23 protein-coding genes and 1 pseudogene are annotated in these 26,511 nt (G+C 28.8%); 20 read left to right on the top strand and 4 right to left on the bottom strand.

Annotation, left to right across the window (positions count from 1 at the left end):
• Positions 1–23 precede the first annotated feature (23 nt).
• From CXF68_RS14350 to CXF68_RS14335, 4 genes are all read left to right on the top strand, one after another.
• Positions 24–1,223, top strand: a complete 1,200-nt coding sequence (locus CXF68_RS14350; protein ID WP_101045807.1) for a GTP-binding protein — start codon at positions 24–26, stop codon at positions 1,221–1,223.
• A 329-nt stretch (positions 1,224–1,552) separates the two neighbouring features.
• On the top strand, positions 1,553–2,653 hold the full coding sequence (locus CXF68_RS14345; protein WP_101045805.1) for a hypothetical protein: 1,101 nt from the start codon (positions 1,553–1,555) through the stop codon (positions 2,651–2,653).
• 12 nt (positions 2,654–2,665) lie between these two features.
• On the top strand, positions 2,666–3,796 hold the full coding sequence (locus CXF68_RS14340) for a hypothetical protein (protein WP_157821942.1): 1,131 nt from the start codon (positions 2,666–2,668) through the stop codon (positions 3,794–3,796).
• Between the two features lie 9 nt (positions 3,797–3,805).
• Positions 3,806–4,906 (top strand): hypothetical protein, encoded by a 1,101-nt coding sequence (locus CXF68_RS14335; protein WP_101045801.1) that lies wholly within the window; start codon positions 3,806–3,808, stop codon positions 4,904–4,906.
• A 954-nt stretch (positions 4,907–5,860) separates the two neighbouring features.
• Here the strand turns inward: CXF68_RS14335 and CXF68_RS14330 are convergent.
• On the bottom strand, positions 5,861–6,340 hold the full coding sequence (locus CXF68_RS14330; protein WP_101045799.1) for a MarR family winged helix-turn-helix transcriptional regulator: 480 nt from the start codon (positions 6,338–6,340) through the stop codon (positions 5,861–5,863).
• Positions 6,341–6,450: 110 nt separating this feature from the next.
• Between CXF68_RS14330 and CXF68_RS14325 the strand changes: the two genes are divergently transcribed.
• The 5 genes from CXF68_RS14325 to CXF68_RS14305 are packed head-to-tail and all read left to right on the top strand — an operon-like array spanning position 6,451 to position 9,253.
• Positions 6,451–7,083: a hypothetical protein gene (locus tag CXF68_RS14325; RefSeq protein WP_101045797.1), complete on the top strand. Its 633-nt coding sequence runs from the start codon at positions 6,451–6,453 to the stop codon at positions 7,081–7,083.
• Between the two features lie 36 nt (positions 7,084–7,119).
• Positions 7,120–7,509 carry a DoxX protein gene (locus CXF68_RS14320; protein ID WP_101045795.1) on the top strand — a complete coding sequence of 130 codons (390 nt, stop codon included), beginning with the start codon at positions 7,120–7,122 and terminating at the stop codon, positions 7,507–7,509.
• Between the two features lie 12 nt (positions 7,510–7,521).
• A complete protein-coding gene (locus CXF68_RS14315) occupies positions 7,522–8,265 on the top strand; it encodes a DUF481 domain-containing protein (RefSeq protein ID WP_101045793.1) in 744 nt (247 codons plus the stop codon).
• Between the two features lie 14 nt (positions 8,266–8,279).
• Positions 8,280–8,789, top strand: coding sequence for a hypothetical protein (locus CXF68_RS14310; RefSeq protein WP_101045791.1), 510 nt, complete (start codon positions 8,280–8,282; stop codon positions 8,787–8,789).
• Positions 8,790–8,791: 2 nt separating this feature from the next.
• Complete coding sequence (locus CXF68_RS14305; RefSeq protein ID WP_101045789.1) at positions 8,792–9,253, top strand: cupin domain-containing protein; 462 nt, start codon at positions 8,792–8,794, stop codon at positions 9,251–9,253.
• A 1,093-nt stretch (positions 9,254–10,346) separates the two neighbouring features.
• Here CXF68_RS14305 and CXF68_RS14300 read toward each other — a convergent pair.
• Together CXF68_RS14300 and CXF68_RS14295 are read right to left on the bottom strand one after the other, a co-directional pair.
• Positions 10,347–11,060, bottom strand: coding sequence for a LytTR family DNA-binding domain-containing protein (locus CXF68_RS14300; RefSeq protein WP_101045787.1), 714 nt, complete (start codon positions 11,058–11,060; stop codon positions 10,347–10,349).
• The gene (locus CXF68_RS14295; RefSeq protein WP_232771666.1) at positions 11,057–12,073 is read right to left on the bottom strand and encodes a sensor histidine kinase; all 1,017 of its coding nucleotides are present in this window, start codon (positions 12,071–12,073) and stop codon (positions 11,057–11,059) included. The genes CXF68_RS14300 and CXF68_RS14295 overlap by 4 nt, the downstream gene beginning before the upstream one ends.
• Positions 12,074–12,274: 201 nt before the next feature.
• Here CXF68_RS14295 and CXF68_RS14290 point away from each other — a divergent pair, with 201 nt between their 5' ends.
• The gene (locus CXF68_RS14290; RefSeq protein WP_101045785.1) at positions 12,275–14,614 is read left to right on the top strand and encodes an outer membrane beta-barrel family protein; all 2,340 of its coding nucleotides are present in this window, start codon (positions 12,275–12,277) and stop codon (positions 14,612–14,614) included.
• A gap of 339 nt (positions 14,615–14,953) precedes the next feature.
• On the opposite strand, the gene CXF68_RS14285 is transcribed toward CXF68_RS14290, so the two are convergent.
• Positions 14,954–16,951 carry a TonB-dependent receptor gene (locus tag CXF68_RS14285; RefSeq protein ID WP_101045783.1) on the bottom strand — a complete coding sequence of 666 codons (1,998 nt, stop codon included), beginning with the start codon at positions 16,949–16,951 and terminating at the stop codon, positions 14,954–14,956.
• A 333-nt stretch (positions 16,952–17,284) separates the two neighbouring features.
• On the opposite strand from CXF68_RS14285, the gene pnuC reads away from it, so the two are divergent.
• The 10 genes and pseudogenes from pnuC to CXF68_RS14240 all read left to right on the top strand — a co-directional run bounded on the left by pnuC (position 17,285) and on the right by CXF68_RS14240 (position 26,495).
• The gene (gene pnuC, locus CXF68_RS14280) at positions 17,285–17,857 is read left to right on the top strand and encodes a nicotinamide riboside transporter PnuC (RefSeq protein WP_101045781.1); all 573 of its coding nucleotides are present in this window, start codon (positions 17,285–17,287) and stop codon (positions 17,855–17,857) included.
• On the top strand, positions 17,847–18,839 hold the full coding sequence (locus CXF68_RS14275) for an AAA family ATPase (protein WP_101045779.1): 993 nt from the start codon (positions 17,847–17,849) through the stop codon (positions 18,837–18,839). The genes pnuC and CXF68_RS14275 overlap by 11 nt, the downstream gene beginning before the upstream one ends.
• Positions 18,840–18,869: 30 nt before the next feature.
• Positions 18,870–20,462 (top strand): AAA family ATPase, encoded by a 1,593-nt coding sequence (locus CXF68_RS14270; protein WP_101045777.1) that lies wholly within the window; start codon positions 18,870–18,872, stop codon positions 20,460–20,462.
• The gene (locus tag CXF68_RS14265; RefSeq protein WP_101045775.1) at positions 20,450–21,421 is read left to right on the top strand and encodes a hypothetical protein; all 972 of its coding nucleotides are present in this window, start codon (positions 20,450–20,452) and stop codon (positions 21,419–21,421) included. Before CXF68_RS14270 ends, CXF68_RS14265 begins: the two co-directional genes overlap by 13 nt.
• Positions 21,414–23,183 carry a hypothetical protein gene (locus CXF68_RS14260; RefSeq protein ID WP_101045773.1) on the top strand — a complete coding sequence of 590 codons (1,770 nt, stop codon included), beginning with the start codon at positions 21,414–21,416 and terminating at the stop codon, positions 23,181–23,183. The genes CXF68_RS14265 and CXF68_RS14260 overlap by 8 nt, the downstream gene beginning before the upstream one ends.
• Entirely contained in the window at positions 23,170–23,751 is a 582-nt protein-coding gene (locus CXF68_RS14255; protein WP_101045772.1) for a hypothetical protein, read from the top strand. The genes CXF68_RS14260 and CXF68_RS14255 overlap by 14 nt, the downstream gene beginning before the upstream one ends.
• Positions 23,738–25,087 carry an AMP-binding protein gene (locus CXF68_RS14250; protein WP_101045770.1) on the top strand — a complete coding sequence of 450 codons (1,350 nt, stop codon included), beginning with the start codon at positions 23,738–23,740 and terminating at the stop codon, positions 25,085–25,087. The genes CXF68_RS14255 and CXF68_RS14250 overlap by 14 nt, the downstream gene beginning before the upstream one ends.
• 551 nt (positions 25,088–25,638) lie before the next feature.
• On the top strand, positions 25,639–25,803 hold the full coding sequence (locus tag CXF68_RS20625) for a Lacal_2735 family protein (protein WP_157821941.1): 165 nt from the start codon (positions 25,639–25,641) through the stop codon (positions 25,801–25,803).
• Position 25,804: 1 nt separating this feature from the next.
• Positions 25,805–26,209, top strand: coding sequence for a DUF2452 domain-containing protein (locus CXF68_RS14245; protein ID WP_101045768.1), 405 nt, complete (start codon positions 25,805–25,807; stop codon positions 26,207–26,209).
• A gap of 130 nt (positions 26,210–26,339) precedes the next feature.
• A pseudogene (locus CXF68_RS14240) lies at positions 26,340–26,495 on the top strand (DUF2805 domain-containing protein).
• The last annotated feature ends 16 nt before the right edge of the window (positions 26,496–26,511 follow it).

The following is a 26,511-nucleotide window of genomic DNA, read 5'->3' as shown; positions in this document are numbered from 1 at the left end:
GACCATTTTTACCTATTAATAGAATGAAAAAATTACCTGTAACTGTATTAAGTGGCTTTTTAGGAGCTGGAAAAACAACATTACTAAATCACATATTGCATAATAAAGAAGGCTTAAAAGTAGCTGTGATTGTAAATGATATGAGTGAAGTGAATATTGATGCTCAATTCATTAAAAATGAAAATGCACTCTCTAGAACTGAAGAAAAATTAGTAGAAATGTCTAATGGATGTATTTGCTGTACACTTCGTGAAGATCTTATGGTAGAGGTAGAAAAACTAGCATTACAGAACAAATTTGATTACCTTTTAATAGAAAGTACTGGTATAAGTGAGCCAGTACCGGTGGCACAAACATTTACTTTTGAAAGTGAAGATGGTAAGATAGATTTAAGCCGATTTAGTTATATAGATAATATGATAACAGTAGTTGATGCTTTTAATTTCTTAAAAGATTTTTCGAGTTCAGATTATTTAGCGACAAGAGAACTTACTAATATTGATGGTGATGATAGAACTATTGTAAACTTATTAACCGATCAAATTGAGTTTGCAAACGTTATTATAATTAATAAAATTGATTTAGTAACTAAAGAACAGGTAGCAGAACTTCGCGCTATTATTAAAAAGTTAAACCCTGAAGCTAGAATTATTTCAACTAAAAATTCTAAAATCAAACTAGAAAATGTATTAAACACAGGCTTATTTAATTATGAAAAAGCAGAGGCTTCTGCTGGTTGGATAAAAGAATTAGAAAATGAACACGTGCCTGAAACCGATGAATTTGGTATAAGTTCTTTTGTTTTTAAAAGTAAAAAACCATTTCACCCTGAACGTTTTTTTAACTATCTAAATCAAAGTTTTCCTCAAAATGTTATTAGAAGTAAAGGATTGTTTTGGTTAGCTTCAAGATCTAATCAAGCATTATCATGGAGTTCAGCAGGCGGTTCTTGTAAAGCAGATCCGGCTGGGGTTTGGTGGGCATCTATGCCATTTCAAGAAAGAATTAATTATGCTTCTTTTAATGATAACAAAGATGGTATTGAGTCTGATTGGGATGTTCTTTTTGGAGATCGAAAAATAGAGTTAGTATTTATTGGTCAACTATTAAATAAAGAGGAAATGATCATTCAATTAAATGAATGTTTACTTACCAATAAAGAGATTCAATTATGGAAAGATAAATCATTTTCACAAGCTGATAAATGGCCAATTGCTATATAAAAATAAGTTGCTAGTAATAAAATATTAATAAACCATATGGTTTTAAGGAAGCTAGTTTTGTCGTGTTATTTATTTCGAGCATAGTTAAAAACTATTAGTATGTAAAGATAGGTTTCAACTACGCTCAAATAAACCTTTTTAAGGTATTAAAATATAATTAATTCCAAACTGGAGTATATAGCTTAAATTAATAATTATCATATCTGTGTAATTAAATTTTACAGATATAAAGTACTTTATACTATTGAGTCTTATATTTAATATAATTTTATTGAATATAGATATACTAAATTAATTAACTATTTTCGTGCTTAAAATCTTTAAACCTAATGATAAAGAAAACATACTATTATTTACTTATTTTATTTTTTATAAGTTGTCAAGTAGAAGAAGGTAATACAGGGGTAAATACTTTGACAAATACTTATAAAGAAGCTATAGGTACAAATTGTGAAAATGGAGGTGTAAAAATAGAATTAGGGCTAGATAAAAACTCAAATAATGTTTTAGACATAGATGAAATAGAGACTGTTAATTATATATGTAATGGTTTAAATGGTTATATTAATTTAACATCAGTAAGTAACGATTTTATTGATACTAATGTTTGTGAAAATGGTGGACATAAAATAAATTCTGGTTTAGACTATAATAATAATAATGTATTGGATATTGAAGAAATAATGATCTCTGCAATAGTATGTGATGGTATTGAAGGGTATAAACCTCTAACTAAGTTTGTAAATGAGCCCATAGGTGTTAATTGTGATAAAGGAGGCATAAAAATTAGTATAGGTTTAGATAATAATAGTAATGGTATTTTAGATAATGATGAAATTATTTCTACATCATATGCATGTAATGCAGAAGACGGTGATTTAAGTTTAACAAAAATTTCTGACATTGAATCGGGTAGTACATGCGAAAATGGTGGAATGAAAATAGAAGTAGGTATCGATTTAAATAGTAATGCAATCCTTGATGAAGAAGAGATAAAAACAACTAAAACTGTCTGTAATGGAGTAGATGGAATTGGTGGACTTGAAGAAATTAGACTTTTAATTTTATCCTCAGGAGCTGGTGCATCAGGAACTGATAAAGAAAGTGGTGTTATAGTTGGAAGTATTGAAAAGTTTAATAAAAAAAACTGGTCAGAAGCAAAATCTATAATATATAATTCTTACATATACACTAGTAATTATAATAATACTTGTTATATAGAACTATATAATGCAACCGATGGTTATGTTATTTCAGAATCAACCATATCATCTAACAGTACAATGTATCCTGGTTCATTAGTTATATCAAAAAATATCATTGACAACCTTCCTAATAAAGAGATCAAACTAGACTTAAGGTTGCGTTCAGAAAATGAAGGAACATCTGTGTTTATAGGTAGAAAATCTGAATTAATTATCAATAATTAAAAAATTTAGTTTATGAATTTCACATATATAAAAAAAACTTATCTGTATTGTATAACTTCATTCTTATTGTTTGTAGCTTGTCAAGTAGAAAATGGAATTTTAGGATTAAATAGTTTAACTATTTTAACAAAAGAACCTTCTAGTGCCAATTGTAAAAATGGAGGTATTAAATTAGAAGTAGGTTTAGATAAAAATTCTAATGGTTCATTAGAAGTAGAAGAAATCAATGTAACGAACTATTATTGTCATGGTTTAAATGGTAGTAATAGTTTGACAGCATTAGAAGAAGAGCCTTCTGGGCTAAATTGTGAAAATGGAGGCTATAAAATAAATTCAGGAATTGATTTTAATAATAATAATGTGCTAGATATAGATGAAATTACAGCTTTGTCTTTTATTTGTAATGGAATTAATGGGAAAGAAACATTGACCAAAATCACTAATGAACCAAAAGGAATGAATTGTGAGAGTGGTGGTATGAAAATAGAAGCAGGTAAGGACATAAATGAAAATGGAATATTAGACGGTGATGAAGTTATTTCAACGACTTATGGATGTAATGCTGATGATGGTAAGTCTAGTTTAGTAATTTTCTCAGATATTGAAGCAAATTCTAATTGTAGTAACGGTGGTATCATAATTAAATCTGGTATTGATAATAATAACAATGCTATCTTGGAGGAAAGTGAAATTAAAGCTATTAAAACTATTTGTAATATGTCTGATGGTCGTTTTAATGAAGAAATAAGATTAGTTTTATTTTCATCTAATGCTAGTGCTAATGCTACTAACAAAATAGATGGAAAAATAGTAGATAATGGAAAGATAATAGGGTTTAATAAAAATAATTTAAATAGCAGTGAAGCGTCAATTATTTATACGGTTTATGCATCCACCAGTAATAAAGAAGCTTCTTGTTTTGTAGAATTATATAATTTAACGGATAATATGATTATACAAAACTCTACATTAAGCACAAGTATTGAAGGGTTTCCTGGAGAATTTTTAATTTCTGATAATATTATTGAAAATTTACCTAATAAGGAAATCGATTTAGCTCTCAGGTTTAGAACTGAAAAAGAAGGAGAAGATGTATATATAACTATGAAATCCGAAATTATTATTAATTATAGGAAAGATTAATTTTTTATTATGAAAAACATTAAATTAAATAATTTTCGTCATTTAACTTTGTTATTAATATTACTTAGTGCTTGTCAAGAAAACGGTTATGACGGGCTTGCTAACTTAACAAATATTATTTCAGAAGCCCCAGGAATAAATTGTGAAAGAGGTGGGCTAAAAATAGAAACAGGGTTAGATATAAACTCTAATGGTATCTTAGATAAGGATGAAGTAGATTCAAATGAGTTTGTCTGTAATGGATTAAATGGCTTATCATATTTAAGTAGTTACATTACTGAACCAAAAGGTATAAATTGTGAAAAAGGAGGGATTAAAGTTTCTTTTGGATTAGATTCTAATAATAATGGAACTCTTGATGATATCGAAATTACTTCTTCTACCTTTTTATGTAATGGAGTAGATGCTAATGACTTATTAACTGAAATAAGTAGCATATTACCAGGGAATAATTGTGACACTGGAGGAACTAAAATTGAGTATGGATTAGACGTAAATGGAAACGGAAGTTTAGAAAAATCAGAAGTTAGTTCAACAGCTTATTTTTGTAATGGTGAAGAAGGAAAAACCAGTCTAATCAGAATAATAGAAGATAAAGAAGGTGTTTGTGAAAAAGGAGGTTTAATTATCGTTTCTGGTAGAGATTCTAATAGTGATGGTAACTTATCTGAGGAAGAAATTATTGAAACTAGAAGCATATGTAATGGTGTTGATGGAAAGATAAATGAAGAAATTAGATTAGTTCTTCATACTAATTTTTCAGGAGCAACAGGTGTTTCAGGAACTGGTGTTAACAGTTATCCAGCTTTAATAAATTTTGATAAAAGAAACTGGAGTAAAGCATATTCAATTTATTTTTCCACTTATTTAAAAACAGATGATTCTTTAAATAATGCCATATTAGATTTATACAACATGACTTTCTATCAAACAATAGGCTCTGTGAGTACAAATAGTACTGAGTTTACAAATGTAGTTTCAGATAACATTATAGATCATTTACCCGAAGCTAATATTAATTTATATTTATACTTACGCTCTTCAAACGTAACTGATAGTGTAGTTTGGATTCGTGGAAAAAGTGAGCTCATTATCAAACAAGAATATTAATTTTGAATTAATGCCATGAGAGTATTATTATTATTATAAGTAATACAAATGAATTTGGTAAGAAACATACAAATATTAATCTTTATATAAGATGACAAAAGGCCATCTTATATAAAGATTAATTTACTTTACAAAAACTCTATTTAACATAATATTAATTATAGTACAAATGTATTTCATCCATTAGATAGCTATAATTCTATATTATGTAAAATATCCCAGAAAGTCTTGTACACACCAATAACCTGTAGTACTTGGGTCATTAAACATTATCATTTTTGCTTTTCGTTTAAATTTAATATTCTGTACAATCGTTCAAGTTATTTTAAATACGCGATTCTCAAGAAACTTCAGAACTATAAATTTGTAACTATAATTAGACATTATGTAAAATTGCCGCTCGCAAACGCTCGATTGCTTTTTAAAAATAATTATGCTGTCGCAGTAATTTTTTTAAACACAATTATCCATCGCTTGCCAACGCCAAAAAAAGCTAACCTTTTAGATTTGTTTAAAATTCGCGTATTGGATAATAATCCTGCAATATTTTTTTCTACGACATTCTAGTAAAGGTTTTCGCAAGAGTATAAAATTTAAGAAAAATAAATTTCTATACACTTGCTCTAATTGTGCTATAATTCAACCTTTTTTGATTTGAGTTGTTTAACAACATTTAGAACTGAAATTTAAAATCGTGACTATTAATAGTTTATTATTATCTTTTTTTCTTGATAAAAAAAGAAACAAAAAATCAAGACTGCATATAATTTTGGAAACAATTACGTTTCGTTACACTATATTTTAGGAAACATTGTAATTTACTAAGACTGATCAGAAATTCATTGCATAATTGAAACTCTTAAGAATATGTTTTGATAAAGCCCTAAAATATTACGTTCCTCTCTCCTATTGTTTTATCCAAAATTTTATGAGGTCGAGTTTAACATTCTATATTTATTGAACATTATGTTCCTTTTCGTCTAATGAATCCTGAACTTTAGTAAGAACTCTTGATATTTCATTAGCCTCATCATCACTTAAATTTTCTTTAATTTCAGCCATCATTAATTTAACTGGGTGTTCCGTTTTCTTTAACAAATCTAAACCTTTCTTAGTAATCATAATATCCAACTTACTCTTGTTTTCTTTACTAGGGGAAGTTTGTAGCAACTCTTTTAATCTTAGTTTCTCTACCAACCGCGTAGCATTAGATGTTTGATTTAATAATTGCATCTGAATTTCTTTCAAACTAAAAGGCTTACTAGGGAACTCTTCCAATATTTTCAAAACTTCAAACTGCTGATGAGAAATCCCCATCGGTGTAAGAAGTTCTTTAATTCGTTTTTCGTATCTAAAACCTGTATATACTACATTAAGAATTGCTTTCAACTGTAAGTTTTTTATGTCTTTTATATATAATTCGCTCCATTTCATATCGCAAATCTAAAAAAAAGTGTTGAGTATTCAATACTTTTTTCTAGATTTGTAGTGTTGAATAGTCAACTCTTTAATTATTAATATATATTATTAGACTGCAAAACAGCATGAAACACTTGATTATCATACCGTTTATACTTCTAAATATTTTCGCAAATGCGCAAGACTTAGAGAAAAAACCACCTATACCATTAGAATTAATGGTAGGAAATGAAGCATACAGATTTCAGTTTTCAATTAACCGCCCACTTTTTGAAGGAAGTAGGTTTGGTTTCTTTTCACAATTGGCATACAAAGTTAATCACGAAAAAACCGCACCAAATTCTATAAATACAGAAGCAATGATTACGTACAAGCTTACTAATCATTTTAATATAGGAGCAGGTACAAGATTAAATACAGCATCAGGTTTTAGAACATTATTGGCTACTTCCTATGGCTTATTTAATAAAAAGATAAGTCTATTCATTCAGCCTAGTATTGAAATACATAAGGATGGGTTTTTTGAATTGTTCTCCTTTTTTGAATGGCACCCTAATAATGGCAAAAAAATTCAACCCTTTTTTCGAGTACAAGCACTAACAGACTTTAATAAGCAACATGTGTATAGTTATCATAATTGGAGAGTTGGTGCAAAGCATAAAAATTTCAGTATCGGTCCAGCTATTAACTTCGAGTATATAGGCCCTCAAGGTATCGTAAATACCAATTATGGTGGTTTTATCATGCTTTGGCTTTAAAAATTAATAAATCTAATAACAAGTAAATATTTAAAAATGAAAACAAGCAAAACAAAAACAGTAATCAGAATTATTTATGGAGCATTTTTGGCTTTTTTTGGTCTAAATGGAATTTTTCAATTTATGCCGCTGCCAGCACCAACACCTGAAGGTGGTGAATTTTTAGGAGCATTGCTAAAAGCAGGATATATTATGCCAATTGTAGGAATTTTAGAAGTAGGCGTAGGAGTTTTACTATTAATCAACCGTTATACCTCATTAGCTTTAATACTTATTTTCCCTATAATATTAAATGCCTTTCTATTTCACTTAGCCTTAGACTTACCAGGTATTGGAGGCTCTTTATTAGCATTAATACTTAACGTAACTTTATTTGTTTTATATAAAGATTCTTATAAGCAAATTTTTCAATTAAAATCAAACTAAAATCTCTGTACTATGCATCTAAGAATATTAGTCATTATTTTTTTATTTTTATCAGGCTACACTTTTAGTCAAAAAACCGAAGGATTAACTACTGTAAAAGATTCTTTGAAAGTGGATGGTTCATTATCACTAATGGCTAATTTTCAAACAGGTACTATAGATGAAACATTATTAACAGGAAGAGGAGAAATAAATTTCAAGAAAAATAACAATCGATTAAACTTAGGATTAAATTATAAATTCTTATCTGTTGAAGATTTTGAATTAGATAGTGATTACTATGTTCATGCTAGTTACAACTTAAAAGAACATAATAAACTTTACTTTACCTATTCGGTAAATATATCAAAAGCAAACTCTTATTCACTCGATTACGCTTTTCTAACTGGTCCTGGTGTCGCTTGGAACATTCATCAAAAATCAGAGCAAAACTATGTCGATTTAGGGATTTATGTTGGCTATATGGCTGTGAAATTTGCTCCATTTAATAAGCATGAATCTGCCAGTACAGGTCTTAGGTTGCGTTCACATTTTCCTGTAACAAAAACTATGGGTATTAGATATTCAATTGACACATATTTATCATTCTCGGATAGTGATTATAGTGGTATTGAAAGTCGTTTAGATGTATTCTTTGATATAAGTAAATCATTAAAATTTAACATATCATATAGCGTCTGGCATAATAGCAAAGAAGTCCCTATGGCAGAAAAAACCAACTCCGTTTTAACTCCAGGTTTAACGCTTAATTTTTAATATAGACACAAATTATGATCTCATTATCTAAAAAGCAGAAAAAATATATCTTTTTACAGCAAACAACTATGGGAGTGCTCATGAATATTATTATGAATTCTCTTATGGGATGGGTCGTTTTTAAATCTGCTGATAAACTTAATTTATGGGGTGAAAATAGTTTTGCTTTTGATTTAATAATGACCACTTTCATGTTAGTCTTTATGACTTCTTTGTTAGTTTCTAAAATGACGCATAAAGCAGTAAAGTCAGGGAAACTACAACCGTTAGAAATTGAATGGTTCAATTCAATCTTAAAAAAATCGATGCAGCGTCCTTTTTTAGGAAGCTTATTAGTTGCTATTGTAATAACTCTTGTCTTTATACCATTATTATTCTTGCTTCTTGAAGTGACAAATGCTACCCTTTTATCTTTAAAATATTACATCATCATAAAAGGAAGTTATGCAGGGTTTTTAGCATTAATATTTACTCCAATAGTAGTAATAATAGCGATGTGTGAAACTAAATACTTAAAAAAGTAAAAATGGAAAATTTGATTAAGACCAATAAAAAAACAGTAATAAAAAAAGCTAGTGATGCTAAAAAGTATTGGATGACTGAAAATGAATTTATAGGTATCATAGCTGGTAAAGAGGCTACAAATTCTGAATATGTTATTAGTGATGGTATTATTGAGCCTGATGGATTTGTACCTAACCATTATCATAAATGGGAAGATCAAACTTTCCATATTGTAGAAGGGGATTTAGAAGTTAAAATTGGTAATGAAACAGTCTTGGTTAGCGCAGGAGACTCTATTCATTGTCCAAAAGGAGTATCACACTATATGAAAAATACAGGAGATAAAGATGCAAAATTAATTAGCTACATATTTCCAGGGGATTGGGCTGAAGATTTTTTTGCAGAAACTAGTAAACAAGTAAAGTCTGGAAAATTTGACTTTGCATTAATTGAAGAAAAATTTGGAGTAGTTTATATAGAATAATTAGTAAAGAATATAACTTAAAACAAATAACAAATGGAACGAAAAATTATTAATCCATGGAAATGGCAAGACAAATTAGCATATGTTCAAGCTAACTACATTTCCGATTTTCAACATATCTTCTACTTTAATACATAGTTTAATAAATCTGGATTCATGTGAATTCAGATTTATTTTTATAAGGAGTAACATTCCATTCCACACACATTCCACTACTCTCCTATCGTCGTTTCATGAAAAGAGTGTTCCATTAACATTGCAGAGAAACATTTGACTAGAAAAAAATAAAGGAAAAGAAGTAATTAAAACTTCGCTTTTACCAAAGCAAAGTTACATAACGCAGAACATTATAATACAAATGTTATCATCCATTAGATAGCTATAATTAGACATTATGTAAAATTGCCGCTCGCAAACGCTCGATTGCTTTTTAAAAATAATTATGCTGTCGCAGTATTTTTTTTTAACACAATTATCCAACGCTTGCCAACGCCAAAATAAAAGCTAACTTTTAAATTCAATTAAACTTTATGTTAGCTAGGAAATTCTCGTTATATTTTTTTTACAGAAGCATTTCGTCAGTAAGCCACAAGAGTATAAAATTTAAGAAAAATAAATTTCTATACACTTGTTATATTTAGAATTCGAACTGAAGTTTTTTTAATTATATTCTGCATATTATTAGAAGATGTATGTAAAAAAAATAGTTACTTAACTACAACAGTTTCTATACCATCAATTACCACAACTGAAATTCTAGCATCTTTAAAATCCAGGTATTTCCCAGAGTCTGTGATTTCTTTTGACGAATCATTTTGTATATTCTTTTTTAAGAAATAGATAACCTCCACACCTCCATCAAGATGACCTGTATTATGGCCTATATCATATCTGTTTTGAATTTGACTGAATAGAATAAAGCTTGTTATTGCTCCTCCTAATAAAAAAGCTAAAAGAATTTTAATATTATTTTATATAAATATTTAATCTGTCAAAATACAAATACTGTACCGAAAAATAGTTGATAGATTAATAATTTACTCTCATCGTTTTTTTTATTCTTAAGAGACAGCATACAATAATTCATTCAAAATTAATTAATAGGTTTTATTTTTTCAAATAAAACGTCTTTAAAAGTTCTTCCTACTGGGATTTTTTGTTTATTAATATAAACAAGGTTACCTGTCACTTTTTCAACATAATTTAGATTAATAATATATGATTTATGAATCTGTAAAAATTGTTCATCTATTAAATAGTCATTCCATTTTTTTAAACTATCAATAAATGAAAGGCTAATGTTTTCGGTAACTACAGTTACATAATTCCTGTCTGACTGTACATAAAGAATAGTATTAAGGTTGATTTTATGCAAGGTTTTATCAACATTAATAAACACAGAGTCTTCATTTTTTGTAATCTGAATAGTGTCTGATTTTATAGGTTTTATAGTTGATTGCCTATTTTCGACTTTGTTTATAGCTTTTAAAAAACGTTCGAAACTAAAGGGTTTTGTTAGGTAATCTACGATAGTATCAAATTCAAAACTTTCAGCTGCATAATTAGAGTATGCAGTAGTCATTATTACATAAGGAGGGTTTTGTAGTGTTTTTAAATAATTCATTCCAGAAATATTTGGTAAATTAATATCTAAAAATAAAATATCTATTTGCTCTTCTTTTAATATTTTGTTTGCCATAAGCGCAGAATTAAAAACGCCCTTAATTTCCAAATCTGGTATTTTACCGATATATGTAATTAAGATTTCTTGTGCAGGAATCTCATCTTCTATTATTATACAATTCATGTTAAGGTTATCTTTAAATCTGCTATAAAATTGTTTTCATTTTCTATTTTTTCTAATGAATAATTGCCCTTATACATTAAATCAAGACGTTGCTTAAGATTCTTTAAACCAATTTGTAATCCTTCAGTATTGGTTTTATTTTGAGAATTATCAACTTCATTTTTACAAATAAAATGAAGTTTTCCGTTTTGTACATTAATTATTATTTCAATATCACTTAATAAATTTTCTTTATAGCTACTGTGTTTAAATGCGTTTTCTATAAGACCAATTAACAATAACGGAGCAATAGAATGGTTTAATGAATCGATATTTTTTGTATAGATGATATTGTTTATTCCTTGTGTTCTCATTTTTTGAAATTCAAGATAATTATCAATAAAATCAATATCTTTTTCTAAAGGCACTATATTAGTTTCACTCTGATAAAGAATATACTTTAAATTTTCAGATAACATTAAAATCATTTCAGGAACATTATCTGCACCTTTTACTGCTTGTGAATAAATAGTATTAAGGTTGTTAAAGAGTACGTGTGGATTAATTTGAGATTTCAAAAACTTAAGTTCTATTTCTAATCGTTCTTTATTGATTTTCTCTAACTCCTTTTGTTTTTCAAATAAGGACATTAATATCCATATTAAAGATAGAAAAATGATTGGTAAAACAAATTTCCATAAATTTTGTGATAAACAAGCACCATAACTACAAGAGCAATCAATAATGTAATAACAGTAGATTGTAGTAATTAAAAATAATAGTGTTACTATTAAAAGACTGTAGGTGATGTATTTTTTATTTTTAAAGAAATAAGGAAGAAATAACTGATCATTTATGTACGTTAATCCCACTACAATAAGCAATAGTTTTACATCAATCTTATCAATCCAACTCATGGTAGCATTGCCATAGTAAGGTTCTAAAAAAAAGACAACCACAAAATAGAATACCCAAAAGAACAGATGAATTATTAGTTTCATTGATAAGTTATATTTCATGTCATTATATTTCATACAACAAAAGTATTTTAAAGCTCTCATTTCTAAAAAGTAAATGTACGAAAGTGTATTTGTAATGTACAAACGTAAATATACCAAGTACTTTTGAAAAACAGTATGTTAACAATCTGTTATACCCTAATTATTGTTGTTAATACACTTAACTTCTTTAAGCTTTTTATTCAAAATATGTTTGCATCATAAAACATAAATAAAATGAAAGCAATAGTTAAATTAATTCTATTATTATGTGTAATCAATACATACTCACAAAATAGTATTTCAGGAAAAATTACAGATGGTACAACAAATGATATAATCTCTTGGGCAGATGTTATATTATACCAAGGTGAAACAATAGTAACAGCTGTGATTACAAATGATAAAGGAGAGTTTTCATTAGAGAACATAAAAGATGGAGCTTATAAATTAAAAACTCATTATTTAGGATATAAAGAATATAGTGCTGATTTTGAATTAAAAAACAATGAGAAAAAACAGTTTTCAATTCAATTAGAGAGTGATGCAAGTGAACTTGATGAAGTGGTTATCATTGCCGAAAAAACAACGATACAACATAGAAGTGACAGAAAAATAGTGAATTTGGGCAAAGATTTATTGTCATCAGGTGCTGCAGCTACAGATATTTTCAACAAACTACCATCTGTTAAAGTAAGTGTTGATGGAAACGTAAGTTTACGAGGTGACCAGAATGTAAAAATATTGGTTAATGGAAAAAGTCAATCGTTACCAAATGATAGATTACTCCAGCAAATACCTTCCAGTGCTATTTCAAAAATTGAGATTATAACAAACCCTTCTGCCAAATATGAAGCTGCAGGAGTATCAGGGATAATTAATATAATTACTAAAAGAAAATATAATATTGGTGGTAAAATAAATCTATCCACAGCTATAGGTACAGGTAAAGAGCTAAGAGCCAACTCAAATATTGATATAAGTTATGCCACAAAAAAAATAAAAACGTATGTAAATTATAGTTATAATAAATCAATTTGGGACACCAAAGAAATAAGTAATAACGAACGTGAATCTATAAAATTTGAAAATCAACAAAATCAATTATCATTTAATAAAACACCATATTTAAAAGGTGGTTTAGATTTTTTTATTGACAGTACCAGTGCACTTTCAGTTTCAGCAAGCTTATCTAAATATAGCTTTGCAAGTAGTGGAAAAAATAACATTATAGAAACATCTTTACTTGATAATACTATTACCAATTCAATCTTTAAATTAGAATCTAAAAGTACTGGTAATAATAATGATTTTAATATTAATTATAGAAAAGAGCTTAATGGTTCTGACCATTATATTGAAGCCGATGCAAATTATTCATTTTCTCCTTTTAAGTTTAACTCTGACAGAAAAACAGATAGAGATAACTCTACTACTACAGAATTACAAGGTGACAATTTAATCGACTCAAGTAATATAACTACCTTAAATTTAGATTATTATAAAAACACTGAAAAAAGCACTTTAGAATTAGGGTTACGGTCTGAATTAAGGAATTTAGAAAAATCTCAGAATTTCTATATGATTACCCAAACCGAAACTCAAACAAATACAAACTATAAATACAACGATGGGATATACGCTGCTTATGGAGTATATGATAGACAATTTGGGGATTTAAGTATAAAAGGAGGTTTACGATTAGAACACACCGCTTTTAATCTAAAAAATAATGATAATACGATAAAAAGTGACTACACAGATTTGTTTCCTTCGTTAAGTGCGTCATTTAATAAAAATGGACATAAATTATCATTAAACTATAGTAGAAGAATTTCGCGACCAAGTGTATGGCATATAAGCAATACAATATTCACTTTTTCTCAATATTCTCAGTTTTCTGGAAACCCAGACCTGAAACCTGAATATGCAAACAAAATGGAATTTAATTATTATAAAAAATTCGAGAAATTTAATTTAAACAGTTCTATTTTTTATACAGGAGTTAGTGATGTTATTACTTTTGTAACAACTATTAATGGTAATAATGCCATAAATTATTTTGACAATGTTGGAAAATCACAAAATTATGGTCTTGAACTTTATTCTCGAATAAACCTTTTTAATTGGTGGGATGCTACAGTTGACGCAACATATTACTTTAAGAAATTTAAAAATCAGTCTTTTTTAAATACAAAAACATTTAATCATGAATACAATATTAACAACACTTTTAAGCCCTTTAATGGCGTAAGTGTTCAAGCAAATTTTGGGATTCGCCCTAAAAATGTAGGGTTACAAAACACTACAAAAGGCTTTTCTTATACAGACTTGGCTATTAGTAAAGACCTTTTTAATAAAAAAGGACAAATAATACTACGTGTTAATGATATATTTGATTCTAAAAAAAGAACAAATTATGGGGAAGTGAATGGATTTTCATTTAATAGTGTTTCTCAGTCACCTTCATCAAGACATCTGTATGTAACTTTTAAATATAATTTATCCTTTGGTAATAAAAATATTACAGATAAAAACCGAAATAGAAAAGATAGGGATTACACCAAGCGTCAATAAATTATTTGAATCTAATTAAAAGGTAAGTAGTAAATTTGCTACTTACCTTTTTTAGTACTCATTCCATACACATTGCCACGTCACTCCTATCGTCGTTTCGGGCAAAGCGTATTCCATTACATTTTTAAAGAAAGTTTAGAGAAGAAAAAAATAAAAGAAAAATTGAGGTAAAAACTTCGCTTTTACCAAAGCAAAGTTACATAACGCAGAACATTATGATACATAAAAAGATAATCATAATTAGACATTATGTAAAATTGCTTTGTGAACTCTTTTATATGCTAGTTTATTGTATATTAAATACTTCAAAAGCAATATTTTTAATGTCAAATAAATTCATTAGAAGCTGTATTGAATTGAAGTAAGAAAATTAATTGGAGCTTGCACAAAATATTTTTTGCTCCCATCAAAATCAATATAACCTTGATTGAAATATTTTGTATTGATAATGTTGTTCATAAATATTGAAATTTGAATTTTATTGATGTCATAGCTAGCTCTGCAATTTACAAGAAAGTAGTCGTTTACAACTTCTTCATTGGAAAAATCAATAAATGAACTATGTTGATATTTAGCAGTTAAAGCTAAAGTGAAATTATTTTTATTAAATACAGCTTCTTGATTAATAATTAATGGAGGTGTTAGTATTGGCTTGAATCTTTCGGACTGTTCTTTTATACTACTATAATTGAAAGAAGAATTATTTATGAACGAAAAATAGTTATTCACTTTATATGAAATAGTCAGTTCTGCTCCTGTTCTCAAACTTTGCTCTACATTATTGGTCAAAGCTAATCCGTTAGGTCCAAATTTTCCATCTAAGACAATTTCATTTTGGAAATCCATATAGTAAAAGTTGAAGTTCAGATTTAGTTTCTTTTTTTGATATCTAAACCCTAATTCATGATTAGTCACATATTCTGGTTTTGTGTTAAATAAAACTGGATTACCTAAACTATCAGCTAACAAATCATCTTCGCCACCAAACATATCATTTCTTGTTGGTTCTCTTCCTGTACTTCCAATACTATAATATAAGGTGGAATGTGAATTTAATGAAGCACTCAACCCAGCTTTGGGGTTGATAAAATTCCAATCCAATTTTTGAAAAGAAACAGACCCTTCGTAATCAAAATTCACATAACGATATTGAAAATCGGCAAAAAAAGTTATCCATTTGTAGCTATAATTTGCTTTTGTGAAAAAACTTACTTCATTTTTAAAACCCGTATTTTGGTATAAATTACCTATTTCTTTTTCACTTCCGGTATGTTTTCTGTTATATATATTACCGTGAAATCCAGTTGTCCAATTAATATTCTTCTTTGAAAAACGGTAATTACTGAAAAAACCAATAAGATTTGATTGGAAAGCATAATTATACAATTCTTCTGTAGATGGTAAGCCTATAAAATTATTAAAGTCAAAATCATAGTTTCCTTTCAGGAAGGTATGATATATACTTGACTGTAAAAAAGAAGACTGACTTATTTGCCAAGAGTTTTGAATCTGAGCCAGGCTTTGAAAGAAAATATCTTTTTCTTGATTAGAATTAGCATTAGTTCTTCTATCCATATTTATTAGCGTATCTGACACGCCTAGCCAAGCCATATCATTTCTTTGTTGTCCAACTAATAAATTTATTTTCCAAGTTGATTTATCATAGAACAAGCCGCTACTCACAAAAACTGATTGAGAGTTGTTAGATGAATTATATTTATAACCGTCAGAGTAGATTTGTGATGCTCTAACATATATAGCTTTATTGTTTTTAACTCCACTATTGTATTCCCCAAAAGCTCTTAAGCTATTAAATGAAGCGTAACTCAATCCAAAAGTTGTTTTTGTAGAATCTTTAAGGTTTGGTGAAAAAAGCTGAATACTTCCTCCATAACTGGCAGTACCATTTTGTGTAACTCCAACACCCCTTTGGATTTGAATTTTACTTATTGAATTTAATAAATCAGGAAAATTTGAAAAATATGCTCCTTGGTCTTCGGGTTCATTAAGTGGCACTCCATCAAGTGTCATATTTATTCTTGTTTGGTCAATACCCCTAAGTCGAAAATAGGAATAACCTTGCGAATTTCCTGCATCAGAATAATTAGTAATTGAAGGAGTTTCAGAAAGTAAAAATGAAGGCTCTTGACCAACCGATTTTGATTTTATTTCTTTAGAATAAATATTTTGAAAAGTAATTGGTGTTAGCTTATCAGCTTGGTAAGTAATTATTATTTCTTCAAGTTGTTTAATTGTATCAAGCTTTGTAGTGTTTTGTGCTTCAAGTTGACTGCTGATTATTATCGTTAAGAGAACTAGAATGAAATGTTTATTCATATATTAAATAATAGTGAGGGTTTAAATATAGTAAATTATACAAGTATACAGGTATTATAAACTCTTACACAATAATAAATAAGACTATTTGATAAAATAATTCCATGCTATACACATTACCTCTTCACTCCTATCATGGTTTTAGGTAAAGCGTATTACATTACATTTTTAAGAAGCTTGTAGAAAGAAAAAACAAATAACATTTATAGTATAATAGTACGCTTTTTTACAAAAAAAAAGTACAAATAAATTTCTATAGACTTACTTGAATTCTAATTTCAATAAAATATAATTTGCATATTTTAGCCATCAATATAGAAAGTATAAAAATATATGAAAATAACTTTAGAAATTGCTGGAACTATTTTTGGTTTTCTAGCCGTTTATTTAACGATTAAAGAAAACATTTGGTGTTGGTTTTTTGGTTTAATTCAAGTTGTTATTTTTGTGTTTATTTTTTATACAGCGAAGTTATATTCGGATATGATTTTACATATCATTTATGTTTTCTTGCAAATTTATGGCTGGTATCATTGGAAATATGGAGGTAAAAACGAAAATAATTTACAAATTACAAAAATCACCAATACAGTTTTATGGGTATTATTAACCTTAGTTTTGACCTTTGTTCTAGGATATTTAATGCAATTAAAAACAGATGCTTCCTTTCCTTATCCTGATGCTTTTACAACTACCGCTAGCTTAGTTGCGCAATACTTAATGATTAAGAAAAAATTAGGGTCTTGGTTATTTTGGATTGTTGTAGATATTGTGGCAATTGGAATTTATTTTAATAAAGAATTATATTATACAACTGGGTTATATGTTGCTTTTTTGATAATGGCTATTATTGGATATTTTCAATGGAAAAAAAGGTATAAGAAGGATCTAGACTATGCAAAATAACTTAAAAACAGGTCTCACTTTAGGTAAGTTTGCTCCTTTTCACAAGGGACATCAATTAATGATTGAAATGGCTATCCATGAAATGGATGAAGTTATTGTATTAATTTATGATGACCCTATTATCAATATTCCTTTAGCTGTTAGAGCTGGTTGGATTCGTAAAATATATCCAAGAATTACTGTTCTTGAAGGAGACAATTCTCCTAACGATACTGGTTATACATCTGAAATAATGAAAATTCAGGAAGATTATGTTTTAGAGATTCTAAATGGTAAACAAGTATCTCACTTTTATTCTAGTGAACCTTATGGCCAGCACATGAGCATTGCTTTAAATGCAATAGATAGGCAGGTTAATTTAAGTAGAAATAAAATTCCTATTTCTGCAACTAAAATTAGAGAAGACTCTTTCAAACATAAGAAATTTATTCACCCTGTTGTTTACAAAGATTTAATAACAAAAGTAGTATTACTCGGAGCTCCATCGACAGGTAAATCTACTTTGGCAGAAAAACTAGCAAAACATTTTAAGACGCAATGGATGCCAGAATACGGCAGAGAATATTGGGAGGAACATCAAGTTGATAATAGATTGACATTAGATGATTTGCTGGTAATTGCCGAAACTCATATCCAAAAAGAAGACGCATTTGTATTAGCATCTAATCAATACTTATTTTCAGATACGAATGCCATTACAACCTATTTATTCTCATTAGATTATCATGGAAAGGCTTTAAAAAAATTAGAGGATTTAGCAAAAAAAGCTGAAACTAGACATGATGTTATTTTCGTTTGCGATACAGATATTCCTTATGATGATACTTGGGATAGATCTGGTGATGTGAAAAGAAAAGAATTTCAACAACGAATTCTTGATGATTTAAAATTAAGAAACCTAAATTACCATATACTTCAAGGTTCAATTGAAGAAAGGGTTCTTAAAGTTGAGCAAACTTTAAAGAATTACAATAAATATTGATTTTCATTATATTAGAACTAAAATAAAAGGATGTCCGATTTAATAAATAAAACCATAGGATTTTTTAAGAAAGTCGCTGAATCTCCAACAAATCCTAAAGAGGATAATGGAATTGAAAAGTTTCAAATTGAAGATTTGTATGATAATGATGTTGAAGAAAACGAATCGACAGGTAATGCTTCTCTTGACGAAAAATTACGTCAGGCTTATTTTTGGATTACCAATACTGCTATTATCAGTCCATATTACGATATAGAATTTAATGATGGAGACCCTAAAAAATTCGTTTTCGGAGATAGTAAAGTCCCTTTACATTTACCTTCAGGACAAAGTTATTCAAGTTTCGTGTTAATGCCTTTGTTAAATTTAGCCGCAAAAGGTAAATGCTTAATTATTGGTGGTCCTGGACGTGGAAAAACAGCAACTTCTGTACTTATGGGCTTGTTAGCGGGCTACGATAAAAAGGATGTGATGAGAGCCATTCAACACGGGCAACCACAAATGACTATTTCTGATTTATTAGGGCATCCCCTACCTTCTGATATGATAAAAGCAGAAAAAACAGAAGATATTAGAATCGCATGGCGAAAATGGTTAGGCATGCGTGTGAAAATTATCGATGAGTATAATAGGATTCCTACCAGAACACAATCTGCCTTACTAACAGTTTTAGCCGATAATTATGCTGAAATTTTTGATCAAATTTATGAATGCCCAGATGCAGCATGGTACTTAACAGCTAACGATGATGCTGGTGGAGGAACTTATCAAGTTATTGATGCATTAAAAGATAGAATTGATATTGTAATTAGAGCGTTGCATTTTAACACACGCTTTATTGAAGATCTTTTAAAACGTATTGAACTTAATTTTAAGCCAGAAGCAATAATTCCCGAAGAGATTATTTTTACGGAAGATGAATTAAATACCATAAATAAACAAGTTAGAAAAATTCATATTGCACCAGAATTACGAAAACGTATTGAATTCTTTTGTCGTCAGTTTGAGTTTTTTGAACCTGCATCCAATCAATTAGAATACATGACTAAAGACACCGCAAAATTGTCGGGTATGGATATGCGTTCTCTTTTCAGAAAAGAAACAGGAAAAGACCCTATTAAAGATTTAGGTTCTCAATCGAATAACGGGTTATCAGTAAGAAAAATAATGACCTTATTGATGTTTTCAAAATCACTCGCCTATTTTAGAGGAAATAAAGAAGTAGAATTAGAAGATATTAGACAGATTTTACCTTTTGTACTACACGATAGTTTAACACCTCATTTAGAGTCTCCATTTTTCGATCAGGTAGGTAATAATGTTTACCGAGTGGATAAAATTGCATGGTTACGAAACTTATTTGATTTATCTTGTGATGAATATGTAAGTCAAGATTTAGATAGAAATGATCCGGTAGATCAATTTGAAGAAGAATTTAAAAAAGGACTTGAAAATGTATCTACAAAAGAAATTGATAAACGACTATTGAATATTGAAAAGCAATTACAGAAATGGTCTGAAGAGAAGAAATTATACGGTTACAGAGCTGATGATATTTTAACTTTAAAGTATCTACACCAACGTTACAACAATTATAAACGCTGGTTACAATGGAAAAAATAAGGTTTTTACCGCTTATTGAAGAGTTTAAACAAAACAGTGCATTGTACAACCAATGGTATAACGAAAGTGAAATGAAGTATGGCAATTTACCTGCACATTCTATTTATAGCTGGATGGTTGATGTTTTAGAACCTATTGTAAAATCTACCGTTGCACTAAATTCAACTCCAGAAAAAACCCATCAAATAGTTAAAAGATTATACATTGAATCTTTAAAATTAATTGGTAGTGGTTTGGCTATTAGTCATAAAAACGAGTATCAATCGGCTTGGTTGTTAATGGCTAAAAATCCTAATCTATTAATTAAATTTCCTACTAAAACTATTTCATTATTAAATGATGTTCTTAAAAGGCTTAATAAATACGCCCCTGAAAGAATACTTGATTGGTGTAATTTAATGGAAGCTACTAGTGGTAATTTTAAAACTATAGAAGACTTTAAAGTTGTAGGTCGTATTTATGCTTGGAAGTGCGGGTTAGCTCATTTAAGAGGGCTATTGAAATTAGATTTTGATTTGCTTTCAGAAGAATTACAATCCAAGGTTCTTTATAATTTAGAATTGGGTAATAATTCAGAAGAGGTTTATAATAAACCTTGGACAAATGGCATCACAAAATTTGAAGGTATTTATGGTGGTTTTGAAGGTTTTACTGGGTATTTTGAATACCCACCAAAATTGGCACTAGTAAACGGAACTATTTTAGTAACCGATACTAAAAAGAGTTACGCACTTTTTGCCGATCAATGTGGTAAAACACTATTACCTGCCAATATGATTACTGCTACTAATATTTTATCAAATTCTAAGAGAATAGTGTCTTTAGAAAAATGGATAGGACAAGAAAATTCGAAAATAGAACCAAATAACATTTCATCAATAGTTACAACTAAAGATACATTGGTTTACACCTTAAAGAACTCCTACTTTTTATATTTATACAGTCTTAAAAATGCATAATCCGTCTAACATAGAAAAAACACTTGGTTTATGGCAATCGTATTGGCATAAAGCAAAGTTAGTATGGAATCCTTTTCTTCGCTTACAAGAACCTATTTGGTGCCTTTCACATGAAGAGGCAAAAAAAGAAGGCCTCACAGGTAGTTTTGCTATGATTCGTTTAACAGATCATAGAATTATAATCAATCTTGAAGAAATTATTGAACGTAAAATTGATGACTATGCTCTTGAAATTTTAGCACATGAAATAGGACATCATATTTTTGTTCCAGCCAATTTGCACGATAATGCTATTTTATTAAATCGTATTCGTTTTGGATTGCCCAGTATAGAAAACAGAGCACCTATGGTTTCTAATTTATATTCTGATTTTTTAATTAATGATAAACTACAACGTGTTAATAAATTACGCATGTTAGATATTTATAAAGCTATTAATTCTGAGGATACTTTCACTGATTTATGGACGCTTATGATGCGTACCTATGAATATTTATGGCGATTAAACCGTGGAGAACTTGCTACAAATTTAGCTTTTCATAGTAAGAGAATAGATGCTGATGCTTCATTATTAGCTTCTTTAATAAGAAGTTATTCAAAAAACTGGATTCACGGTGGAGGTCGATTTGCAGTCTTATTGTATCCTTATTTAATGGATGACAAGGCTTATGAAGAAGCTCGAAAAAAAATACTTATTTTGTTAGATACCGAAAATGCTGGTGACGGAGCAGGTGACATTGCAGGAATGACTGCACTCGATTTAGAAGGCTTTGATGAGATTATAGATATGCGAAAAGAAGCATTAAGTATTGATGGTAATAAAGAAACAGAAAGCAGCAAAAGCAATCTTGGTATTGATGTAAATAAAATGGGTGGTCAAGGTCCTAGAAATGAATATATGGGGCCTGGTAATTATATTGATTTAATGAAACAAGTGAATCCAAAAGCGGATGAACAACAATTAATTAATGCGTATTATAAAGAAATTGCATTGCCACATTTAATTGATTTTCCAGTAGAAATTTCTAACAATATTTCCATGAACTTATTGGAAGGAGTCGAAACTTGGGATAGTAGTGATCCTATAGAAGAAATTGATTGGTTACAATCTGCTATTTCTTCACCTTTTATTTTACCTGGTTATACCACTAAAAAAAGAACTTATGGTTCAGATTCCGCTAATGATATCTCAGAAAAACCATTAGATGTTTATATTGGTATAGATTGCTCGGGGTCAATGGTAAACCCGAAGCAAAACTTTTCTTGGCCTGTATTGGCTGCAACTATTATTGGATTATCTGCTACAAGAGCTGGTGCATCTGTAATGGGATGTCTTTCTGGCGAACCTGGTAGCTATTTAGAAACAGATGGATTTATTAGAGATGAAACGGATTTATTAACCACATTAACGTCTTATTTAGGTACTGGTTATGCTTATGGTATAGAACGATTGAGGAAACCGTTCGAAGAAAAACCAAAAAAAAAATCACATATTGTAATTGTTACAGATAATGACATTTTTAGTATGTTGGAAGCTGAAACGAATACAAAACAAACACATTGGAAATTAGTTGATTTAGCATTAAAAAATGCTGGAGGACACGGTACAATGGTATTACATTCTCAACCTGACTACAATAAGGATCTCGTAATCCGATTAGAAAAATTGGGATGGAATGTTTATTATGTTAGAAACGAAGCAGAATTATTGAAATTTGCCTCAGAATTTTCACAACAAAACTATGCCTATGAAAAAATATGACGTTTTTGAATTGGTTACACACCTAAGAAAGTGTCCTGATGCTTTTTTAAAATCATCCATTTTTATAATTGAAAAAGGTATCAATTCTTCCGCTTTAATTTATGATACTTACCGACTTGTGAATAATGATTTTTTAAATAATGATTTCAATATTCCAGGTGATGGTGATTTAAAAGGTATAGATGATAATCATTGGAAAGCAATTCATATTTCAATTTGGTTGCTTAACCATCATTGTTTTGCCAATACCCCTAGTATTGTAGACAAATTATATGTTTTTTGGTTTGAAGAATTAAGTAATACTTCGGCTTATGTAAACTTCAAAAAATGGGTTAATGATGAAGAGCGTGCGGAAGAAATGGTTCGTTTATTATTGAAATGTTGTGAGGTTTTACCTAGTAATGAAAACTTAGAAGAAGCTGCTGATAAATTATCTTCACTAAGTAGCGTAGATCGTCATAAAGTTATAGAAGACTCTTATAATGCTCATGAAAGAGTTATGAAAATAAAAAAAGAAATGGCAGAAAAAAAAGCCCGTGAAGCGGCAAATGCTTATGGACGAGAATAGCAGCCCGCAAATAGCTTTAACTGATTTAGAGCGCTTTCCCTTACTCCATGATTTAAGTTTTCTTAATACACTTAGACAAGATGAATTTGCTCCCAAATTTAATTTTAAAAGTGGTGATAGATTAAATGAAAACGATCTTGAAAAGGTTACTAAATATAGTACAGAGCAATGTAAAGAAAAAATATTTTGGGAGGAAGGTAAAAAACCATTATGGTTAATGGAATATTTAACTTGGTGCTCCAAAACTGTACCTTTTTATAATAAAAAAGGCTGTAAATTAGAAGTATACCCTACAACATCTAGAGCAGATATTAGAGAATATCCACATTTTTTTGTGTCTAATGAAGCGGATCTAAATAAACTGTTAGTATACCATACTTCTGGTTCAACAGGACCAAAATTAGATGTACTTTTTGATGCTGTTTCTCAAGCCAATTGGATACCACAAATTGAATCTGTCTTAAAAGATTATAAAATTACAATAGATGCTGATAAAAACACCACCGCTATTGCATTAATATGTGCTCAAGCAAAAACATTAACTTTTGCTTCTTTATCGACCTATTTAAAAGGTGCGGGCATCTTAAAAATCAACTTAAATGCATCCGAATGGAATAAGCCCGAAGATTCAAATAAGTACTTGGAAAAATATAACCCTCAAATTCTTACGGGTGATCCTATTGCTTTTATGGCTTTATTAGATTTAAAACCAAATATAACACCACGAGCTTTAATTTCATCTGCAATGGAATTAACAGAAGGGACTAAAAAACAATTAGAAGATTATTTTAAATGTCCTGTTATAGATGTGTATTCTTTAACCGAATGTAGAAATATTGCCTATGCAACCAAAAGCGGTCATAAAGCGATTAGATCTGATTTATACTTAGAAATTTTTGATGCTAATAAAGATGAACTACTACCATACGGCCAAAGAGGAGAATTGGTGGTTACAGGAGGAAGTAATCCGTTTTTACCTTTAATTCGTTACAGAACGGGTGATTTTTGCAGTTTAAAAATTGAAAAAGGAGTTCCTTTTTTAGTAGACTTAGAAGCAAGGAATCCGATTGTTTTTTATTCAAAATCTGGTATAAAAATTAATACCATTGATATCTCAAATGGTGTGTCTCATTTACCTTTAGCAGGTTTCAAACTTCATCAAACTAAAGACAAAAGTATTACCTTAACCGGGTATTCTAATACTGAAATAACAAAAGAGATTACCAATGTATTAAATAGCATTTTTAATAATGATATCGAAATGAGTATTGCTATTAAAAAAATAGCTCAAAGTAATAACATTGGTAAATCTCAGTATTCCTCTGACTTTTTTTAGGTTATTAGCATTAACTATATGATTTTTCAATAAATAATCAGCTCGTTAAAACTATTAACCTGATTTTTTAATACCATTATTACTTAATAGGATCAATATTTATGGATTTCAGTAAACTATTAAAGATAATTAAGCATTCCATACACATATTACTGGGGGGGATTATAATTGGTGTTTTAGGCATTCATGAGAATTTAATATTCTGTACAATGGTTCATCATTTTTTAAATATGTAATTCTAAATAAATATTGTGACTTTAATATATTTTAGTTCATCAATCATATTTACTTAATTCAGGAATTGTGTTTGTAGATATTGTAATTTTTCAATTATATAAGCTTGGAACTAAACTCACTTTTTTATTTATAAAAATATTATTGTCTGATTGAGATAAGTCCTTAAATAAACTATGTTCTAGGAAAATAATTACTTCACTCCTAGATTGTTCAGTTCATGTGAAATAATTTTGTTTAATTATTAATCGAAAACGTTAAACATTTTATATATTTACATAAATCAATTGATATATACTTTTCTAAAATATACTATTATGTTTGGATTATTTAAAAAAAAATCACAAAAAGACAAGTTATACGACGAATATCAAAAGTTAACCAAAGAGGCACATAGTCTTTCTTCAACTAATAGAAAGTTAAGTGATCAAAAAGTTTATCAAGCTGAAGAAATTATGAAACAATTAGAGAAGCTAAAATAAAATGACAGAAGATAAGAAACCCGATAATGTTGTTTATAATACAGAGACTCAAAAGTATGATGCTTATTTAAAACCCTATGCAACAAGTGTTGGCGCTCCTGTTATTACTACTACAGATACTATTGCTTGGAAAAATAGAAGTGTTAATAAGCTAAACCATAAAGTTCAAACTAGGTTTAAAGAAATTAAAGAACAATATGACCTCTTGATACAAGAGTTTGAGGATAATAAATTAGTACACGATGCTAAATTATCTTTTGAGCCTATTATTGGTCAACATTATCATTTGTACGAACGTGAAAATGATGGTAATTTTTTGTCTATTATCGCACCAAACGAATGTAACTTTAATTCATTAGGAAGTTTTTATTTAAACGCAGATCAAATATGGGAAAAAGTAGTTTAGAAATTGTAGAAGAAAACAACTTTACATAAAGACAACTGACCGAATTATATAAATGGCTAGGAAAGATTGAATACTTTTTGAAGCCATAACATTTCAGTTTGGTATTCCCAAAAAAGAAGCTATTAAGTTAATGCATGGAAACCTTAAGTAGTCTAATTTTAAACGTTGGAGAAAACGTGTACATAGTGGTGTAAGCACAAAAATTTTAAAAAAAAGTCAAGATATAACTCGTTTTAAATGCACAAAGCAACGCGAAATTTTCGATAATAAAATTAGCAAACTTTAATACAAAATGACATAAA

The organism is Tenacibaculum sp. Bg11-29 (assembly GCF_002836595.1).
Classification (GTDB): domain Bacteria; phylum Bacteroidota; class Bacteroidia; order Flavobacteriales; family Flavobacteriaceae; genus Polaribacter.
The sequence above is the reverse complement of the archived record's forward strand: the minus strand, read 5'-3'. Positions and strand labels throughout refer to the sequence as shown.

Coding starts and splice junctions, on each gene's coding strand:
- CXF68_RS14270 (WP_101045777.1), top strand. CDS start 18,870: ATGTCCGATTTAATAAATAAAACCATAGGATTTTTTAAGAAAGTCGCT.
- CXF68_RS14305 (WP_101045789.1), top strand. CDS start 8,792: ATGGAAAATTTGATTAAGACCAATAAAAAAACAGTAATAAAAAAAGCT.
- CXF68_RS14350 (WP_101045807.1), top strand. CDS start 24: ATGAAAAAATTACCTGTAACTGTATTAAGTGGCTTTTTAGGAGCTGGA.
- CXF68_RS14290 (WP_101045785.1), top strand. CDS start 12,275: ATGAAAGCAATAGTTAAATTAATTCTATTATTATGTGTAATCAATACA.
- CXF68_RS14300 (WP_101045787.1), bottom strand. CDS start 11,060: ATGAATTGTATAATAATAGAAGATGAGATTCCTGCACAAGAAATCTTA.
- CXF68_RS14250 (WP_101045770.1), top strand. CDS start 23,738: ATGGACGAGAATAGCAGCCCGCAAATAGCTTTAACTGATTTAGAGCGC.
- CXF68_RS14310 (WP_101045791.1), top strand. CDS start 8,280: ATGATCTCATTATCTAAAAAGCAGAAAAAATATATCTTTTTACAGCAA.
- CXF68_RS14340 (WP_157821942.1), top strand. CDS start 2,666: ATGAATTTCACATATATAAAAAAAACTTATCTGTATTGTATAACTTCA.
- CXF68_RS14330 (WP_101045799.1), bottom strand. CDS start 6,340: ATGAAATGGAGCGAATTATATATAAAAGACATAAAAAACTTACAGTTG.
- CXF68_RS14315 (WP_101045793.1), top strand. CDS start 7,522: ATGCATCTAAGAATATTAGTCATTATTTTTTTATTTTTATCAGGCTAC.
- CXF68_RS14335 (WP_101045801.1), top strand. CDS start 3,806: ATGAAAAACATTAAATTAAATAATTTTCGTCATTTAACTTTGTTATTA.
- CXF68_RS14285 (WP_101045783.1), bottom strand. CDS start 16,951: ATGAATAAACATTTCATTCTAGTTCTCTTAACGATAATAATCAGCAGT.
- CXF68_RS14245 (WP_101045768.1), top strand. CDS start 25,805: ATGACAGAAGATAAGAAACCCGATAATGTTGTTTATAATACAGAGACT.
- CXF68_RS14295 (WP_232771666.1), bottom strand. CDS start 12,073: ATGAAATATAATGACATGAAATATAACTTATCAATGAAACTAATAATT.
- CXF68_RS14325 (WP_101045797.1), top strand. CDS start 6,451: ATGAAACACTTGATTATCATACCGTTTATACTTCTAAATATTTTCGCA.
- CXF68_RS14260 (WP_101045773.1), top strand. CDS start 21,414: ATGCATAATCCGTCTAACATAGAAAAAACACTTGGTTTATGGCAATCG.
- CXF68_RS14265 (WP_101045775.1), top strand. CDS start 20,450: ATGGAAAAAATAAGGTTTTTACCGCTTATTGAAGAGTTTAAACAAAAC.
- CXF68_RS20625 (WP_157821941.1), top strand. CDS start 25,639: ATGTTTGGATTATTTAAAAAAAAATCACAAAAAGACAAGTTATACGAC.
- CXF68_RS14345 (WP_101045805.1), top strand. CDS start 1,553: ATGATAAAGAAAACATACTATTATTTACTTATTTTATTTTTTATAAGT.
- pnuC (WP_101045781.1), top strand. CDS start 17,285: ATGAAAATAACTTTAGAAATTGCTGGAACTATTTTTGGTTTTCTAGCC.
- CXF68_RS14320 (WP_101045795.1), top strand. CDS start 7,120: ATGAAAACAAGCAAAACAAAAACAGTAATCAGAATTATTTATGGAGCA.
- CXF68_RS14275 (WP_101045779.1), top strand. CDS start 17,847: ATGCAAAATAACTTAAAAACAGGTCTCACTTTAGGTAAGTTTGCTCCT.
- CXF68_RS14255 (WP_101045772.1), top strand. CDS start 23,170: ATGAAAAAATATGACGTTTTTGAATTGGTTACACACCTAAGAAAGTGT.